Source organism: Herbinix luporum (genome assembly GCF_900070325.1).
GTDB lineage: Bacteria > Bacillota > Clostridia > Lachnospirales > Lachnospiraceae > Mobilitalea > Mobilitalea luporum.
Window position 1 is genome coordinate 2,080,888 of sequence record NZ_LN879430.1, and the last position, 18,320, is coordinate 2,099,207.

The following is an 18,320-nucleotide window of genomic DNA, read 5'->3' on the forward strand; positions in this document are numbered from 1 at the left end:
GTATATAAATCATCTATATTACAATAATTATAATCTATTAAGGAAAAAAAATCTAGTCCTAAGGAGGAAGCTATGAAAAGAGAAAACAGTGCTCAAAATCACTTCCACGGAAGTGCTCAAAATCACTTCCACGGAAGTGATTTGGAAATAATAGAAAAGGTCTATGGAATAAAGAAAGAAAATATAGTAAGCTTTGCAGATAATGTTAATCCCTTGGGTATATCACCTAAACTTAAAGAAACCCTGTCCGACAGGATAGAGGCCATTATGACTTATCCGGAAAGGGAATACACATCTTTAAGAAATGCCATTGCTAAATATACAACTGCTAATATTGAAGATATTATTGTGGGAAACGGAGCTACTGAGCTTATTTCTCTCTTTATTCAGATTAAAAATCCTAAAGGGGCATTAATTATAGGGCCTACTTATTCTGAATATGAGAGGGAGATTTTTCTAGGTGGCGGATCTTGTCATTATTATAGGCTCAAGGAGGAAAATGATTTTAGGCTTGATATTAAGGATTTGGAAAAAGAGCTGAAAGATAATATAGGCCTGCTTGTAATTTGCAACCCCAATAATCCCACCTCCTCAGCTATAACAAGAACTGATATGGTTAAAATCCTTGATATATGTAAGCAAAAAGATATCTTCGTCATGGTAGATGAGACTTATGTAGAATTTACCGAAGATTTTCAGGAAATTACCAGTATTTCCTTAGCTAAGTCCTATAATAATATAATTATCCTTAGAGGAATTTCAAAATTCTTTGCTGCCCCGGGACTCCGTCTTGGTTATGCAATCTGTAGTAACAGTGACTTACTTAATGAAATAAATAAACGAAAGAATCCTTGGACAATTAATTCCCTGGCTGCCATAGCAGGTGAAATTATGTTTACCGATACAGAATATATAGAAAAAACAAAACAGCTGATTTCTAAAGAAAGAGAAAGAGTTTGTAAGATTCTTCTAAGCTGTCCTAATATTAAAACCTTTACACCTACAGCCAACTTTGTTCTATTAAAGATTTTAAAAGAGGATGTTACATCTAAGGATTTATTTGAAAAAGCTATAAGCAAGGGATATATGATAAGAGATTGTTCTACCTTTCCTTTTTTGGATAGTAAATTTGTCCGTTTCTGCTTCAAAGCTCCTAAGCATAATGATGCCCTGCTTGAAATTTTACTTGGCTCTTTAATATAATATAAAATGTTTGTTAAATTATTATAAATACTATTGATGTATATATATTAATCAATTATAATCATGAAATCAGAAAATACTGTTACAAGAATAAATTAAAGGGTTACTGATTCTTTCATAATTATATGGGAAGTATCAGTAACCCTAAGTACACATTTTAGATAAATTTTTACTATTTATATCATATAAGAAAGGAAAACCTCTATGCTGACCATATTAAGAAATCTAAAAAAATCAGCCCTTGCAATCCTCTTTGTTATTATTCTCTTACTAATTCAAGCCTTTTGTGACTTATCATTACCATCCTATACCTCCAATATTGTAAATATTGGTATCTTGCAGGCCGGTATAGAAAGCTCAGTCCCTGAGGTAATAAGAGCTAGCCAGTTGGAAAAATCTCTATTATTTTTGAATCAGAATGACAAAGACAAGCTTCTATCCCATTATAGTCTGATTAATAAAGAGAACCTTAATCAAGATGAATGGGCTACTTATCTTAAAAAATATCCCTTGTTAGATGATGAAGACTTATATATTTGGGATGGTGAAGATGAGACTTTAATAAGTAGTTTAATTGCCGACCCCCTACTTATTATATCTACTTTAGAACTTAACCCATCTAAAGCAAATATGTTTCATGATATTAACACAAAAGATGGGGATATATACACCATATTAAATAATCTCCCTGAAGAAGCTAGGGAAGAAATGCTAAAGCCAATAAAGGAACAAATTAAACTTATGCCCGACACCTTAAAATCTCAAGCCACAGTGGCTTATGTTAGGGCAGAATATGAAGCCATCGGTATAAATATAGGCAAGTTACAGACCCGTTATATTCTTACAGTAGGAGCTAAAATGCTTGGACTTGCCTTTGCTGCCATGGCTGCCTCCATCTTAGTTACCTTTGTAGCTGCTAGAATTGCTGCCAAACTTGGTCGTGATCTTAGAAATGATGTATTTTGTAAAGTTCTTTCATTTTCAAATGCCCAGATGGATCGCTTCTCTACAGCCTCTTTAATTACCAGGAGCACCAATGATATTCAGCAAATTCAAATGATGGTTGTTATGATGGTCCGTATTGTAATCTACTCTCCCATATTGGCACTTGGGGGTATTATAAGAATATTAAATACCAATACAACCATGACTTGGACTTTGGGTGTAGGGGTAGGTGCAGTACTTTCCCTGGTTATAATACTTATGGTTGTGGCACTACCAAAATTTAAACTTATGCAAAAACTGGTGGATAAAGTTAATCTTGTTATGAGGGAGATTCTTTGTGGTCTACCGGTTATAAGGGCCTTTAGTAATGAAAACCATGAGAAAGAACGATTTGATAAGGTCAACACAGCTCTTACTAAAAACAGCCTATTTGTTGGCCGTGTAATGACCTTTATGATGCCTGCTCTTATGCTTATTATGAATTTAGTTGCAATCCTTATTGTATGGGTAGGTGCAGACAGAATTAACACAGGAACCATGCAGGTGGGAGATATTATGGCATTTATCCAATATACCATGCAGATTATTATGTCCTTTTTAATGATGACCATGATTTCTATAATCCTTCCGAGAGCGGCCATATCTGTAGGCCGAATTAATGAAGTTCTTAAAGAAGAACCCACAATTCATGATCCTGCAGAGGAAGAAACTATAGATCCTAACAAAAATGGACTTCTTGAATTTAGAAATGTATCATTTAGTTATCCCAATGCCGAAGAAGATGTACTGTCAGACATCAGCTTTATTGCAAAGCCAGGTGAGGTTACTGCAATCATAGGCAGTACTGGTAGCGGTAAAAGTACATTAGTAAATCTTATTCCCAGATTCTACGATGTAACAGAAGGTGAAATACTAATTAATGGGACAGATATCCGCAATATCTCCCAGTATAACCTTAGAAAACGTTTAGGCTATGTTCCCCAAAAGGGCGTATTATTTTCAGGAACTATTGAATCAAATATTAGCTTTGGCATGTCAGAAGCCTCCACTGAAACTATAAAAAAAGCTGCAAGAATTGCCCAAGCGGCAGAATTTATAGAAGAAAAGCCTGAAGGATATAAGGAGCCCATTGCCCAGGGAGGTAGCAATGTCTCCGGTGGGCAGAAGCAGAGATTATCTATAGCCAGGGCTATCGCAAAAAATCCCGAAATTTATATTTTTGACGATAGTTTCTCAGCCCTAGATTATAAAACCGATAGTGAACTTCGAAAGGCTTTAAAAAAGGAATTGTCCCACAGTACAGTTATTATAGTTGCCCAAAGAATAAGCACAATAGTTAATGCAGATCAAATCCTAGTACTGGACAACGGAAAAATTGTCGGTAAAGGAACCCATAAAGAATTACTAAAAGATTGTGAAGTTTATCGTCAGATAGCATCTTCCCAGTTGTCAAAGGAGGAGTTGGCTTATGAATAAAAATGATAAAAAACCTAAAATGGGTGGCCCCCGTCATGGTATGGGAGCTCCTGTGGAAAAAGCTAAGGATTTTAAGGGAACCATGAAAAAGCTCTTAGCATATCTAGCCGGCTATAAATGGGCATTGTTAATAGTCTTTTTATTTGCCATCGGCAGCACCATATTTTCCATCATAGGACCTACAATCCTAGGTGATGCAATTACTGAAATCGTAAATGGCTTTATAGATAAAATCAGTGGTGGAAAAGGAATTAACTTTAATGCCTTAGGAAAAATACTACTTCTACTAATAGGCCTTTATGGTATTTCCTCCTTGTTTTCATTTATTCAAGGATGGATTACAACTGAAATAGCTCAAAGGGTATCTTATAAATTTAGAAAGAGTATTTCTGAAAAAATCCATCGTATGCCTATGGGATATTTTGATTCTATGACTCACGGTGAAATACTTTCTAGGGTAACTAATGATGTAGATACCTTAAGCCAAAGCTTAAATCAGAGTCTTACCCAGCTGATAACTTCAGTAGTAAGCATTGTAGGTATCTTTATAATGATGATTAGAATAAGTGTCCCCATGACTCTCCTTGCACTGCTTACAATCCCCATATCCTTGGGAATTATGGGAGCAGTTGTTAAGAAATCTCAGAAGCATTTCCAAAAGCAGCAAGAATATTTAGGTCATGTTAACGGTTTAGTGGAAGAGGTATATGGGGGTCACAATATAGTTAAGGCTTTTAATAAGGAAGAAGACTTTATAAAAGATTTTGGCAAGAAGAATGAAACCCTTTATGAATCTGCCTGGAAGTCTCAGTTTTTATCGGGACTTATGCACCCTATTATGCAGTTTGTAGGTAATCTAGGTTATGTAGGTGTTGCCATTCTTGGTGGTTATCTTACAATAAACGGACGGATACAAATAGGTCAAATTCAAACTTTCTTCCAATATATAAGAAATTTTACTCATCCGATTACTCAACTGGCACAGGTGGCCAATATGTTCCAGTCAACGGCAGCAGCCTCAGAAAGGGTATTTGAATTTTTAGAAGCTGCTGAGGAAGTAGCTGATACTGATACTCCTCTTTCCATAGAAGGTCTTAAGGGCAATATTGAATTTAAGCATGTAAACTTCGGATATAACAGTGACAAAACTATCATACATGACTTTAATGCAAAAATATATGATGGTCAAAAAGTAGCCATCGTAGGTCCTACCGGAGCAGGAAAAACTACAATAGTTAAACTACTTATGCGTTTCTATGATATTAATAGCGGTGATATACTTATTGACGGCCATAATATTAAAGATTTTGAAAGAAGTCAGTTAAGACGAATGTTCGGTATGGTTTTACAGGATACTTGGCTTTATAACGGTACTATAATGGATAATATCAGATACAGCAAACTTGATGCTACAGATGAAGAGGTAATAAAAGCTGCTAAGGCTGCCCATGTTCATCATTTTATTATGACTTTACCGGATGGATATAATATGGTCCTTAACGAAGAAAGTACAAATATATCCCAGGGGCAAAAACAGCTACTTACAATTGCCAGAGCCATCTTAGCAGATCCAAAAATCTTGATTTTAGATGAAGCCACCAGCTCCGTTGATACCAGAACAGAAATCCTAATTCAAAAGGCCATGGATAACCTAATGAAAGGAAGAACCAGCTTTATCATAGCCCATAGATTATCAACCATAAGGGATGCTGATATAATTCTTGTTATGAAAGACGGAGATATTATAGAACAGGGTAATCATGAGGAACTGCTTGCCAAAGGCGGTTTCTATGCTAAACTTTATAACTCACAATTTGAACAAATTGCTTAAAGAAACCTTCTTTTCTTGCCATAAAAACTTATCTTTGATATGCTTGAAACAGTATATGATTGATCTTAGGAGGATTTCAAATGAAAAACAACTACCGCCGTGTTAACATTACCCTTACTGATGAAGAAAAAAAGCAGCTCCTAGAGGAAATTATTTATTATTTTGAAACAGAACGGGATGAGAAGCTTGGCATTATCGGATCTGAAAGTATCTTGGATTTCTTTATGGATACACTAGGTGTAACTATATATAATAGAGCCTTAGACGATGCAAAGCTTTGGCTTAGTAAAAGAATGGAAGAAAATGAAGCTGATTATTACGCCCTTTATAAGTAGTAATTTATATACTTAAACCAAAAAATATTATGCCAGATTGAAAATTTATATAAATTCAATCTGGCATTTATTTTATTTTATATTTACTAATCTAGTATTTATAATTCTTAACCTGTTCAAACTCTTCCTGTATTTCTTGTGAAGGTGGCAAAGTACATAAAGACACAATTACTATCACCAAGCAAGAAATCACAAAAGCAGGGAATAACTCATAAATGTCAAAATATCCTCCAAGGGGTCTAATCAGCAAATTCCATACAAATACCGTCACACCTCCGCTTAACATACCGGCTATAGCCCCTGCCCTTGTCACCCTCTTCCAAAATAGGGAGAATAAGATAATAGGGCCAAAAGTGGCACCAAATCCGGCCCAGGCAAAGGATACAACAGTAAAGATGACGCTATTCTCATCCATAGCTATAATCATGGCTATAATAGATATGAGAATAAGAGTTACTCTTGACATATATAGCACCTGTTTATCTGAAGCATCCTTTTTTATAATACCATGATAGATATTCTTAGAAAAAGCCGATGCCGCTATTAAAAGATAAGAATCCGAAGAGCTTATGGTAGCAGCTAAAATTCCCGCCATAATAATTCCGGCAATAAGGGGTAAGAAGAAATTGCTGGACATTAATACGAATATTCCTTCAGAACTGCTCTTAGTAAGTAAAGCATTAGGATAGAGAACCCTTCCTATAATTCCGATAAATACTGCCGCAAATAAGGAAACTCCACACCATATAATAGCTATCCTTCTGGATGTTTTAAGATCATTAGGATTCTCAATTGCCATAAATTTTAGTAGCACATGTGGCATTCCAAAGTATCCAAGTCCCCAGGATAATGTAGATATAATAACCAATGGACCATACTTTGTGGCAGCTTCAAATAAAGGATTACCTGCCTCAGATACCTGCTGTATCCCATCAAGAACTTGGGGCTGGGCTACTCCAAAAAAGTCAAGAAATCCGGGGATTTGTTTTGCATTTTCAAATACCTCCGATATTCCCCCTGCCTTAGTAACACCTACGATAAGTACTAAAGACAGTGCAATAAACATAACAATTCCTTGCATAAAATCAGATGCGCTCTCTGCAAGAAAGCCTCCTATAAAGGTATAAAGTACAACGAATAAAGCACCTAAAACCATCATTAATTTATAATTTGTATTAAACAAGGTACTAAATAGTTTTCCTACAGTTACAAAGCAGCTGGCTGCATATACGCTAAAAAAGACCAAAATAAATAAGGCTGCAATAGTCAGTATTATTTTTTTGTTTTCCTTAAAACGATTGCTTAGAAAATCAGGAATGGTAATGGCATCTCCGGCCACATGAGAATAAGTCCTCAGTCTCTTTGCCACAATAAGCCAGTTTAAATATGTACCTATAAAAAGGCCTATGGCAGTCCAAAATGCTTCTCCAAGTCCACACCAATATGCTACTCCCGGTAAGCCCATCAAAAGCCACCCACTCATATCAGAGGCTTCTGCAGCCATGGCAGTTACCCATGGTCCTAAAGACCTTCCCCCAATTAAATAGTTGTCTGTACTTTCGCTTGCTCTTTTAGCATAATTAAAACCGATAGCAATTACTGCTCCGATATATACTGTCATTGCAATAATATATTGCACTTTATCTGCTCCCATTTTTTTCTCCCTTCATGATGTATTATTTTACTCTATCTTGCGACAAATTTTGAATCTATTATAATACAGGTTTTTTTATTTGTATAGCATAAATTTAAAGTGATAATACGCTACCATACAAAAGTAACCGACACATAAAAGGTGCCTAACACCGGTGTACACTGATGTTAGACCCCATACACACTGTTTTTAATTACTTTACTTTATTGTGGTGCTTCCAAAGCCTCCGTTTCTTATTCTGTCGGCATCATCATCAATGGTAATTCCGTACTCCACGAAGATTCCCTGCATAAAACCGATACCTTCTTCAACGGTCATAACTTTTCCCTCTTTACTGTCATTTGTCAGCTTACTAAATATATGCCCTTCATTATCTGAGCCATAATAATCACTGTCTATTATACCGACAGTATTATTTAGTTGAAGGCGGTATTTAAAGCCCAGACCGCTTCTAGGGTAGCATTTTAATACCCAGCCCTCTTCTATCTTAACCCGGATGCCGGTGGGTATCTTAATTGTCTCCCCGGGCTTAAGTGTAAATGTTAAGGGACTAAAAAAATCATAACCGGCGGAGCCTTGTGTGGCCCTTTTTGGCAACTTAATCTTATCATATATGCTTTCTGCCCACTTAATTAAATCCTCCTTCGATTGCTCATCATCCATAAAAGTATCTAACCAATCTTCTATAAATCTTTCCCTGCTTACTTTTTCAAATTGTGCAATTCTTTTCATATTTCCTCCTATTCATCTTTTGCCTTTAATGTTCCTAAAAGTCTCTTTGCGGCATTGGATATAGGGCCTTGATTGCTTGTAACAATACATATATGCCTTTCAGGTATTTCGTCCTTAAATTGTAGCTTAAAGAGTTTGCCTTCTCTAATACCTTCACTTGCAAAATCTTCTACTACGCATCCCACTCCCAGATTTCTTATGGCAAACTTTACAATCATATCGCTGGTGGCTAATTCAAATTCAGGATTTAGAACAATTTGATTAGCCTGTAAATATTGATTTACATATCTTCTTGTACTGGTATTATCTTCTAAACTAATAATAGGAAGCTTTTCTAGTTCCTTATATTCCAGTATTTTATCCTGTAAATGGCTAAACTTGTTACCGGCCACAAAAATATCTCTAATCTTTTTAACCCTTTTATAATGGATTCCTGATTTTGTTTGGAACGGCTCACTGATTACACCAAAATCGATTTTTCCCTCATATAAGAGAGTAAGGGTGTTGGGTGTAGGAGCATTGGTTACTACTACCTTTATACCCGGATACTTTTCATGGAAAGCTTCCAGATAGGGAAGAAGATAGAACTCCAGAGTCATATCACTGGCTCCGATTCTTATTTCCCCATGCTCTAGGTCCAGCATTTTCTTAAACTTTTCTTCCCCTAAACGTATATATTCATAGCCCCTTTTTACATAGGAAAATAACATCTCTCCCTCCGGAGTCAGCTTAACCCCTTTTGGCACCCTAATAAATAGGCTGCTGCCTAAACTTTCTTCCAAAAGTTTAATGGATTGGCTTACTGCCGGCTGAGAAATACAAAGTTCTTCCCCTGCTTTAGTAAAGCTACCTACCTTTGCCACATAATAAAAAATTTTATAATATTCCATATTATTAATCATATAATTTCTCCTTAATGGAGTACCTTTATCCATACCTTAACAGTATATCATAAGTCTTAAATACATAATAGACAAACACTTATAAATTTTAAAAACTATTTATAAGTATAGGTTAAAATTAAAATTGTATAAGAAAACCTGGGACTGTATTGACAAAGAATATCAATAACCATAACCTTAAAGAAGATACAATATTTTATTTGAAATTTCAATTATTTTGCTTGGGATTATAAAATTTTTATAAGCTCTAGAAAGGAGAAATTTATGTCCATAATTAAAATCACAGGATTAACTAAAGATTATGGCAACCAAAAGGGTATTTTCGACTTGACTTTCAATATAGAGGAAGGGGAAATCTTTGGATATCTAGGGCCTAATGGAGCCGGCAAGACAACTACAATTAGGCATCTTCTAGGTTTTCTTAAACCCGATAAAGGAGGCTCTCAGATTTTAGGTATGGATTGCCGCTTAAAAAGTGCTGAAATCATGAAGAATCTTGGTTATCTGCCCGGTGAGATAGCATTTTTTGACGGAATGAAGGGTATGGAATTTCTAAATTTTATGGGAGAAATGAAAGGACTTAAAGACACTAGTCTACGTGATAGACTGGTGGATATGTTTCAGTTAGATACTAAGGGAAGAATAAGAAAAATATTTATTCTTACCTTTGAAGATGCTTCATCTGCCACAGATTTTATAAATAATAGTCCCTTTGATATTATAGAAGCAAATGACAAGACCGTTAAATTAGGTATCTTAGGTAATGTAACTGAACTTATTAAAGCATTAGATAAATATAAAGTATTAGACCTTGATACTGAAAAAAGTAGCCTTGAGGATATTTTTATGCATTATTATGGTGATTTAAATATTAGTCAAAAGTCTGATTAAGAAATAGGAAGGGAGAGAATAAATGATTAGTAAACCTTTGTTAAAAGCTACAATTAAGCAAAATTTCATGATTTTTTTAATAATCCTTGCAGTACTTATGCTTTATCTGCCTATTATAATAGCAATGTATGATCCGGCCACACAGGATTCTTTAGAGGAAGTTTTAAATTTATTACCCCAGGGATTAATATCAGCCATGGGATTTAATAATTTAGGAACAAGTCTTCTGGATTTTATATCAAGTTATTTTTATGGTCTTCTTATTCTTCTACTTCCTATGATTTATACCATAATAATATGTAATAGAAGTATTGCTTCCCATGTAGATAAAGGTTCAATGGCATATCTTTTATCAACAGCTAATAAAAGAACAACAATAGCCAGGACTCAAGCTCTCTTTATAATAGTTAGCACAAGCATTATGATTGGCATAGTAACTTTAGTGGGAATAATACTTAGTAATATTATGTTTCCAGGAAAATTGGATGTTCCAGGGTTTTTATTATTAAACTTAGGGGCATTACTACTATACTATTCAATAACCGGTATAGGCTTCTTTGCATCTTGTCTCTTTAATGATACCAAAAACTCTCTTATGATAGGGGCCGGTATTCCTGTTGCCTTTTTAGTTATTCAAATGATATCGGATATAGGGGAAAAAACCAGCTTTTTAAAATATTTCACCCTCTTTACCTTATATGATCCAAGTAAAATAATTAGTGGTGATAGCTGTATTCTTCAATTTATTACTCTTATAATTATTGCAGTTCTTATGTACACCATAGGAATATATGTCTTTGACAAAAGAGACTTGCCTTTATAAATCACAAACCGCACATGGCCTAAGCCTGTGCGGTTTTATAATTCTTATTTCTTTTCTTCTTTGCTAACACATTTGGGTAATTTAGTAGGATAGTTTCCGGTAAAGCAGGCATCACAATAGCCCATACCCTTCCCTATAATATCATTTAACCTATCCAAAGCAAGATAACCTAAGGAATCTGCCCCAATCATCTGGCGGATTTGATCAATGGTGTTATTTCTGGCAATAAGCTGATCCCCTGTTGGTACATCTGTACCATAATAACAAGGATATAAAAAAGGAGGGGAACTAATTCTTACATGAACCTCGGTTGCTCCTGCCTTTTTTAACATCTTAACAATCTTTGCGCAAGTAGTTCCTCTTACAATTGAGTCGTCAATCATTACAACCCGTTTGCCTTCTACTACCTCAGGTAAGACATTTAATTTAATCCTGACACTTGAGGTACGGGCTGCCTGCTTTGGCTTTATAAAGGTTCTTCCAACATAACTATTCTTAACAAAGGCCATACCAAAAGGTATTCCCGACTCTAAGGCATAGCCTAGTGCCGCTGCATTTCCCGAATCTGGCACCCCTACCACAACATCAGCTTCTACAGGATTAGTCTGTGCTAGAATTCTTCCTGCCATTATTCTTGAATTATACACGCTGACACCGTCAATATGGCTGTCGGGGCGGGCAAAGTAAATATATTCGAAAATACATCTTGCATGGTTATTGGTACAAAGAGAGGTGTCTGAGTAAATTCCGTCTTTATTAATCATTACAACTTCTCCGGGAAGTACATCCCTGACAAACTCAGCATCCACAGCATTTAATGCAGCTGTTTCGGAAGCTAGTATATATGAACTTCCCTTTCTTCCTATACATAAAGGATGAAATCCAAAGGGATCCCTGGCTCCTATTAGCTTTCTTGGGCTCATAATAACTAATGAGTAGGCTCCCACTAACTTTTTCATAGCTTTAGTAACAGCCTCTTCAACCGTCTTAGAAGTTAATCTTTCCCTAGCTATATGATAAGCTATAACCTCTGTATCGATTGTAGTCTGAAAAATAGCACCGGTATATTCTAGTTCTTCCCTAAGCTCTTCCGTATTAATAATGCTGCCGTTTTGGGCAATACACAAGGTACCCTTAATATAGTTTAATACTAAAGGCTGGGTATTATGGATGCTATTTTCTCCGGCTCCCGAATAACGAACATGTCCTACACCTATATTGCCTTTTAAATTCTCCAAGCTCTCATCGGTACATACCTCACTAATAAGCCCCATCCCTTTACAGGACAATACTTTTCCTTTAGGCCCATTGGTATCACTGACAGCTATTCCACAGCTTTCCTGTCCCCGGTGTTGCAGGGCGAAGAGTCCATAGTATAAGGTGGATAGGACATCATTCCCGTCCAAATCATATACCCCTAAAACTCCACATTCCTCATGTATCTCATCAGTAATATAACTGTTTTCTTTATTCATGAGCCATTCATCCTTTCTAATTATACGGAAAATACTATTCCAATTCAAAAACTCTCTTTGCTACCATCTCTGCTGCATGTCCTGTCTCCAGACTGCAATATTTTTCATAAAAATCATCATACTTATCTTTGTATTCTACAATAATATTATCTATATTTTTAATTGCAGCTACAACTTCCTCATCAGTAAATAACAAAGGTCCCGGTACATCCTTTTCTATGTCCAAATAGAAGCCTCGAAGCATATCCCTATACTTATCCAAATCATAAGTGTAAAACAAAATAGGCCGTCTTAGATTAGCATAATCAAAGAATACTGAGGAATAATCAGTTATCAAAATATCAGATATGAGATACAACTCAGTAATATCATCATATTTACTTACATTAATGGCAAAATCTTCTACTCCTATAGTGTCCAGATGATCAGCTATAAAGTAATGGGTACGAAGCAGTACAATATGATCATCACCCAGTTCTTTCTTTAATAATCCAAGATTTAGCTTTAAGGAAAATTTATATTCACCTCTGCCATAATACTCATCATCCCTCCAAGTGGGAGCATAAAGGATTATCTTTTTACCTTCAGGAATATTTAATTTTCTTTTTATATCTGCAGCTATTTCCTCCCTGTCAGGATGATACATCAAATCATTTCTTGGATAGCCATATTCTATAATTTCTTTTTCATATAAAAAAGCACTTCTAAATGCTTTGGTTGAAAAATGATTTGCGGAGATTAGATAATCCCACAACCTTGATTGTTTGTAAAACTGTGCCTTATATAAAGGTGAAGCTGCCATAACCTCCTCTTGGTCAAAAACCAGTTTCTTTAAAGGTGTACCATGCCAGGTCTGCAAAAAGACATTCCCTTCTCTTTTTTTAACCCATTCCGGCTGACGGACGTTAAATATATTATACTTACACCTTGCCAGGTAATAAGAATAACGTATGCTAAATCTCTTAACCTTTATGGGATTATAGGGAATATCAATATCCTTATTAATTACCCAAATAAATCGATATTTACCGGGATAATTTTTACATAGATATTCATATATATATTTGGGGCTGTCTGAATAGCTTTTGCCGAAAAAGCTTTCACATATTACCCAATCATCCTTAACAGGTAATTTAATAAAATAATGCTGGTAAAGATAATATGATAATACCCGCCACTTCTTTCTGATTTTTCTTGCCTTATTATACCCTAGATGCAAATTCACATAAAGCACCAATTTTTTCACATTGCCCGATAGTAATGCTTTTACAATTCTTCTTTTATAACCTTTAAGCTTATTTATTATGGAGGGGTCTAGCTTTTTCATAGCATTCATTAAAATTTGAAATCTCTCGGTCCTCCATATCTTATTACTATTTCTTGCTATATTTCTGGCATAGGTCTTAGTAAAGGAAGTAATGAATTTTTTATCTATATAATTTCGTAAGACTTGGTTATCCCCTGCCAAATTCCTTGCCTCTTGATAGCTTTCCATATACTCGTAAAAGCTAACTTCTGTCTTTAGTTGCTTTAATGCAGGAAAATGTACGGGGTCGTTATGATTTCTTTTTACATATACAGCTTCTTCTACCTTATGGCAAAATCTTGCCAGTTTCAGAACTTGTACCATAAAGCCTAAATCAGAATAAAATAAATATTTCTCATTAAAAGAAATATTATGCTGATTAATAAAGTGACGATTTACTAAAAGACCGGTTACAGATACACCTAATAAACCTTTTCTAGATGTCAGCAAATTATAATATGCCCTGGACATATTCCTTAATCTTTCTTCTTCCATACCAGAAAAGGCAGCCATAAGTTCTTCTTCAATTCTAATCTCTTTTTTATTTAACTGGCTTCCATTATCTTCAGATTCAAATTCACTGTTTTCAGAATTCTCTTCCTCATCTTCTTCTTTCTTAAGGGAAGCAAGATAAACCTTTCTTTTAAACCATGTATAGGATTTTTTACCATAAGCACAATCTGCCTGCTCTTTCTCTACTGCATTTAATAAATATGTCAGGCTACCCTCTAAAATATAATCATCACTATCTAGAAAATATATATATTCACCTTCTGCCGCTTTAATTCCGGCATTTCTGGCTGCAGCAACACCGCTATAGCCTTTTAGAAACTTTGCATTCTCTACCTTTCCGAAATTTCGGTCCTTGATACCTCCCCCATTAAGCTTTACTATTTTTATATTTAGCTCCTCATATTCCTTTATAATCTGGCTTATATCTTCTGTGATATTATCCAGTACCAGAACCGTCTCAAAATCAGAAATTCCCTGGTCTTTAATACTTGCTAAACAATCCTCTAAAAAATGCGTTCCTCTGTGAAACGGTATGATGATACTTAACTTCATGTCTACACCATTCTTTCTAAGTTTTTTTAATCTGTTTTTCTTTTGTTATAATAAGGCCGATGACGCCATTTATTACTTTATTATAATACTTACTGACTTTGGGCCGTGAAAACAAGTAAGTTATAATTATAGATATTACAACTGCATAGGCCATATATAGATAGGGCTTATCATTTAATATCTCAAATTTTTCCAGTATTGGTACTATAAACAGATGAAAAATGTATACTGTCATTGTATTTAAACCAATCTTTGATATAAAGCTCTTGTTATCACTAGTTATGTTAATCAGTGCACCTATCATAAGTAAAGCTATAACATATATAAATATTCGATAAAACATATGCTCTACATCTGCTTCTTCAGGATATGGTAACTTTAAAAATAAATTTTTCACCTGAAATATATCATACTTAATTATACATACTGAGCAAATTCCTACAACTATAAAAATAAGCAAACTTATAATCTTTGGAATACGTCTGATTTTTTCAATATGCTCCTTGCTACAATAATAGCCCAATAAGAAAAAGGGAAGAAAAGCAAAGGTTCTTCCAAGAGCCATATAAGAAGCAAACTCCTTTGAAAATCCGCTAAGAACACCAAATACGAAACTAAAAGGTAGAACATATTTTATAGAAATTAAATCCTTTAAGAAAAATTTCCATAAAAACAATGCAAATAAATACCATAATCCCCATGTCGGTCTAAAGAACCTAAATCCAAAATACTGTTCCTTAAGTATTAACATTTTAAAAAGGTAAGTAGATAGATTTAGTATCAGATATGGCAAAAGTATGGTTTTAAATGCTTGAGTTCTGGCTTTGTCAGGGTTTTTAGAAAAATATCCTGATATAAAAGTTAAAGCCGGCATATGAAAGAAGTAAATAAAAACATAGATGATTTTAATAGCTGAATACTGGTCTTTCATCGATGTCAGCATGTGTCCGAATACAACTAAGAAAATCAGCACTCCTCTCATATTATCAAATAAATAATCACGGCTTTTCTCCTGTTGATTCACGGCTTCTTTCATATGTCTAGCTTCCATTTAATCCCTCCACCGAATATGAATTTACATAATACAGTATAAACATTTTTGATTTTAGCAGAGATATGACAAGGTTGCAATAATAAACTAGACTTTTGTCTACATATCACAATTTTTTCACATATTCACTATTGCTTACAAATATAGTTATATAATATCAAATCGGACCTGTGTTTTTATTTTACACAGGTCCAAAAAAATTTATTTGTCTACATAAGCAGAACTATTTCGTTTTCATCCTTCATCAAAGATTCAGGAATATAGTTATCATCTAACTTCTCGCCATTTACATAGAATTCCTTATAAGCGCTTTCCCCACCGGATTCATTTTTCACTTTAATATGAAGCATCTTTCCACGGAATTTTTTATCTATGGTTAATTCCTTCCATTCACTGGGTATGCTAGGGGCAATTCTTATGCCGTTAAGATCCGGTCTTATTCCCAGAATTCCCTCCACAGAACCTACCATAACCGTTGAAGCCGTACCTGTCAGCCAGTGTACATGTGCCCTTCCCTCAAAAGGACTATCCACACTTTCTATAAACTGTCCGTGAACATATGGCTCTAGTACCCGTATTTCTGCTTTGTCGTTCATGGCAGCCGGGCAAGCTTTCATAAAGTATTCAAAAGCACGGTTACCCCGTCCCAGTAATGACTCGGCTAAAATAATCCAACCCTGAGGCTGTGAAAATATACCGCCATTTTCTTTAGTGGAGGGATTAAACAGTATTGCTAAGGCTCCGTCAAATGCATGATCTACATATGAAGGTGCCATTACTCTTACACCATACTCAGTATTAAGCTCTCTATAAACACTATCTAGAGCTTTTTTTGCCTGTTCTTTTGTGGCAAGGCCAGAGATTACTGACCATGACTGTGGATTAAGCCACATGCTGGCCTCTGGATCCTTCTTAGAACCGATTACCTGACCGTCCTCCTTAAATCCACGGATAAAACGGTCATCCTCCCAACAATTTTTATTGATAGTATCCTTAAGTTCTTTTTGAACCTTGTCGATATAGGCAATATATTCTTGGTCATTTTTATCTAGGGCAATATCCCGGATAACAGACATAGCATAGTAAAGCTGTAATGCAACGAAAGTAGACTCACCTTTTTTGCCCAGACGCAGACAGTCATTCCAGTCGGCATGGAGGCCCGCAGGCATATTATGGGTACTAAGCCGCTCCATGGAAAAGTTGATAGCCCTTTTTAAATGGTCATAAACTGTCCCTTCATCACGGTTAGCATAAGGAATAACCTCGTCCAAGAACTCCTTGTCTCCGGTCTCTGCCATATATTTGTATACGGTAGGGAATAACCAAAGGGCATCATCAGCACGATATGCCGGATGACCGGTTGCCTGTACATAAGAAGCATCATCGGGAGTATCCTCATGGCCGGCATTGTGGTCAAATTTTACCAGAGGAAGTCCTCCCCCGTTATCAACCTGTGCCGAAAGCATAAACCTTATCTTATCCTTTGCCATGGCAGGATCCAAATGGATAATTCCCTGAATATCCTGTACTGTATCCCTATATCCATAGCCGTTACGTAATCCGCAATAGATAAAGGAGGCTGCTCTAGACCATATAAATGTTATAAAGCATTGATATGCATTCCAGGTATTTATCATTACGTTAAACTCCTGGCTCGGAGTATTTACTTGGAAGTTAGCAAACTTACCATGCCAGTAGTCCTTCAATTCCTTAAGCTCTTTATCGATAGTGCTTAGATCTGAATATGAATCAAGAATTTTTGTAGCCTCTTTATCATTTTTTTGTCCTAGGAAGAAGGCAAACTCCTTACTTTCACCGGCTTGTAATTCTATCTTTGTATGTATAGCCCCACAGGCATTGGAATTATAATTTAGTGTATTATCACAGTTTCCACGCTCTACTGCTATGGGATTATGATAGCTTCTGTACGCACCGATAAAGGATGATTTATCTCCGTTATATGAAGTAATCGGTGCTCCAACCAGACCAAAGAATCTTTCCCTATTATTGGTGCCTTCTTCATTTTTCATATCATTTTCATTGACAGTTTGAAGAATTTTATTACCTTTTAGATAGGTTCTTGTTATAAATAATGTATACTGCAGATTTACCTGGTCATTTTCATAAAAGCTTTCATTGGTAAATTCAATATATCCGAAAGCTGATATTTTTCTTGGTCTGTCACTATTGTTTGTTATTTTTACTTTCCATACTTCATGGGTTTTATTTAAAGGGACATAATATAATACCTCTGAACTAATGTCCTTATATCTCCCTTTTATAGTGGTATATGCCATTCCGTGACGGCACTCACTTTGATATTTATCATACCCTTCACCTAAAGGCTTTCCTACAGGCTGCCAAGATGCAGACCAGTAATCATTGTCCTCATCATCCCTTAGATAAATATATCTTCCGGGCTTATCCTCCTGGTTAAATATGTAGCGGGATATACGTCCATTGGCACCGCTTTTTACAAAGCTGTATCCCCCGGCATTATTGGATATAATAGCTCCGTACTCAGGAGACCCTAAGTAATTGGCCCAAGGGGCCGGAGTATCAGGTCTTGTTATAACGTATTCCTTACTGGCTTCATCAAAATATCCGTATCTCATATAACCACTCCTTTAT

At 35.4% G+C, this 18,320-nt stretch carries 13 protein-coding genes; 6 read left to right on the forward strand and 7 right to left on the reverse strand.

The features are described from left to right. Positions 1-72 precede the first annotated feature (72 nt). The 4 genes from SD1D_RS09625 (at position 73) to SD1D_RS09640 (ending at position 5,790) form a co-directional block, all read left to right on the forward strand. Positions 73-1,203 carry a pyridoxal phosphate-dependent aminotransferase gene (locus SD1D_RS09625; RefSeq protein WP_058258713.1) on the forward strand — a complete coding sequence of 377 codons (1,131 nt, stop codon included), beginning with the start codon at positions 73-75 and terminating at the stop codon, positions 1,201-1,203. A 204-nt stretch (positions 1,204-1,407) separates the two neighbouring features. Continuing rightward, complete coding sequence (locus SD1D_RS09630) at positions 1,408-3,624, forward strand: ABC transporter ATP-binding protein (RefSeq protein ID WP_058258714.1); 2,217 nt, start codon at positions 1,408-1,410, stop codon at positions 3,622-3,624. Continuing rightward, complete coding sequence (locus SD1D_RS09635; RefSeq protein WP_058258715.1) at positions 3,617-5,455, forward strand: ABC transporter ATP-binding protein; 1,839 nt, start codon at positions 3,617-3,619, stop codon at positions 5,453-5,455. Before SD1D_RS09630 ends, SD1D_RS09635 begins: the two co-directional genes overlap by 8 nt. A gap of 80 nt (positions 5,456-5,535) precedes the next feature. Continuing rightward, on the forward strand, positions 5,536-5,790 hold the full coding sequence (locus tag SD1D_RS09640) for a DUF2164 domain-containing protein (RefSeq protein WP_058258716.1): 255 nt from the start codon (positions 5,536-5,538) through the stop codon (positions 5,788-5,790). A 91-nt stretch (positions 5,791-5,881) separates the two neighbouring features. Here the strand turns inward: SD1D_RS09640 and putP are convergent, their stop codons facing one another. From putP to SD1D_RS09655, 3 genes are all read right to left on the reverse strand, one after another. After that, positions 5,882-7,444 (reverse strand): sodium/proline symporter PutP, encoded by a 1,563-nt coding sequence (gene putP / locus SD1D_RS09645; RefSeq protein WP_058258717.1) that lies wholly within the window; start codon positions 7,442-7,444, stop codon positions 5,882-5,884. A 198-nt stretch (positions 7,445-7,642) separates the two neighbouring features. Continuing rightward, positions 7,643-8,176: a dCTP deaminase/dUTPase family protein gene (locus SD1D_RS09650; protein WP_058258718.1), complete on the reverse strand. Its 534-nt coding sequence runs from the start codon at positions 8,174-8,176 to the stop codon at positions 7,643-7,645. 8 nt (positions 8,177-8,184) lie between these two features. Continuing rightward, positions 8,185-9,078 carry a LysR family transcriptional regulator gene (locus tag SD1D_RS09655; protein WP_058258719.1) on the reverse strand — a complete coding sequence of 298 codons (894 nt, stop codon included), beginning with the start codon at positions 9,076-9,078 and terminating at the stop codon, positions 8,185-8,187. Positions 9,079-9,342: 264 nt separating this feature from the next. Between SD1D_RS09655 and SD1D_RS09660 the strand changes: the two genes are divergently transcribed. Next, positions 9,343-9,969 carry an ATP-binding cassette domain-containing protein gene (locus tag SD1D_RS09660; RefSeq protein WP_058258720.1) on the forward strand — a complete coding sequence of 209 codons (627 nt, stop codon included), beginning with the start codon at positions 9,343-9,345 and terminating at the stop codon, positions 9,967-9,969. A gap of 22 nt (positions 9,970-9,991) precedes the next feature. Next, complete coding sequence (locus SD1D_RS09665) at positions 9,992-10,792, forward strand: ABC transporter permease subunit (RefSeq protein ID WP_058258721.1); 801 nt, start codon at positions 9,992-9,994, stop codon at positions 10,790-10,792. Positions 10,793-10,836: 44 nt separating this feature from the next. Here the strand turns inward: SD1D_RS09665 and purF are convergent, their stop codons facing one another. The 4 genes from purF to SD1D_RS09685 all read right to left on the reverse strand — a co-directional run bounded on the left by purF (position 10,837) and on the right by SD1D_RS09685 (position 18,304). After that, complete coding sequence (purF, locus tag SD1D_RS09670; protein ID WP_058258722.1) at positions 10,837-12,267, reverse strand: amidophosphoribosyltransferase; 1,431 nt, start codon at positions 12,265-12,267, stop codon at positions 10,837-10,839. A 34-nt stretch (positions 12,268-12,301) separates the two neighbouring features. Beyond that, the gene (locus SD1D_RS09675) at positions 12,302-14,638 is read right to left on the reverse strand and encodes a bifunctional glycosyltransferase/CDP-glycerol:glycerophosphate glycerophosphotransferase (protein WP_058258723.1); all 2,337 of its coding nucleotides are present in this window, start codon (positions 14,636-14,638) and stop codon (positions 12,302-12,304) included. 16 nt (positions 14,639-14,654) lie between these two features. Further along, positions 14,655-15,689, reverse strand: a complete 1,035-nt coding sequence (locus tag SD1D_RS09680) for an acyltransferase family protein (RefSeq protein ID WP_058258724.1) — start codon at positions 15,687-15,689, stop codon at positions 14,655-14,657. 209 nt (positions 15,690-15,898) lie between these two features. Then, positions 15,899-18,304, reverse strand: coding sequence for a GH36-type glycosyl hydrolase domain-containing protein (locus SD1D_RS09685; protein WP_058258725.1), 2,406 nt, complete (start codon positions 18,302-18,304; stop codon positions 15,899-15,901). Positions 18,305-18,320: the final 16 nt, after the last annotated feature.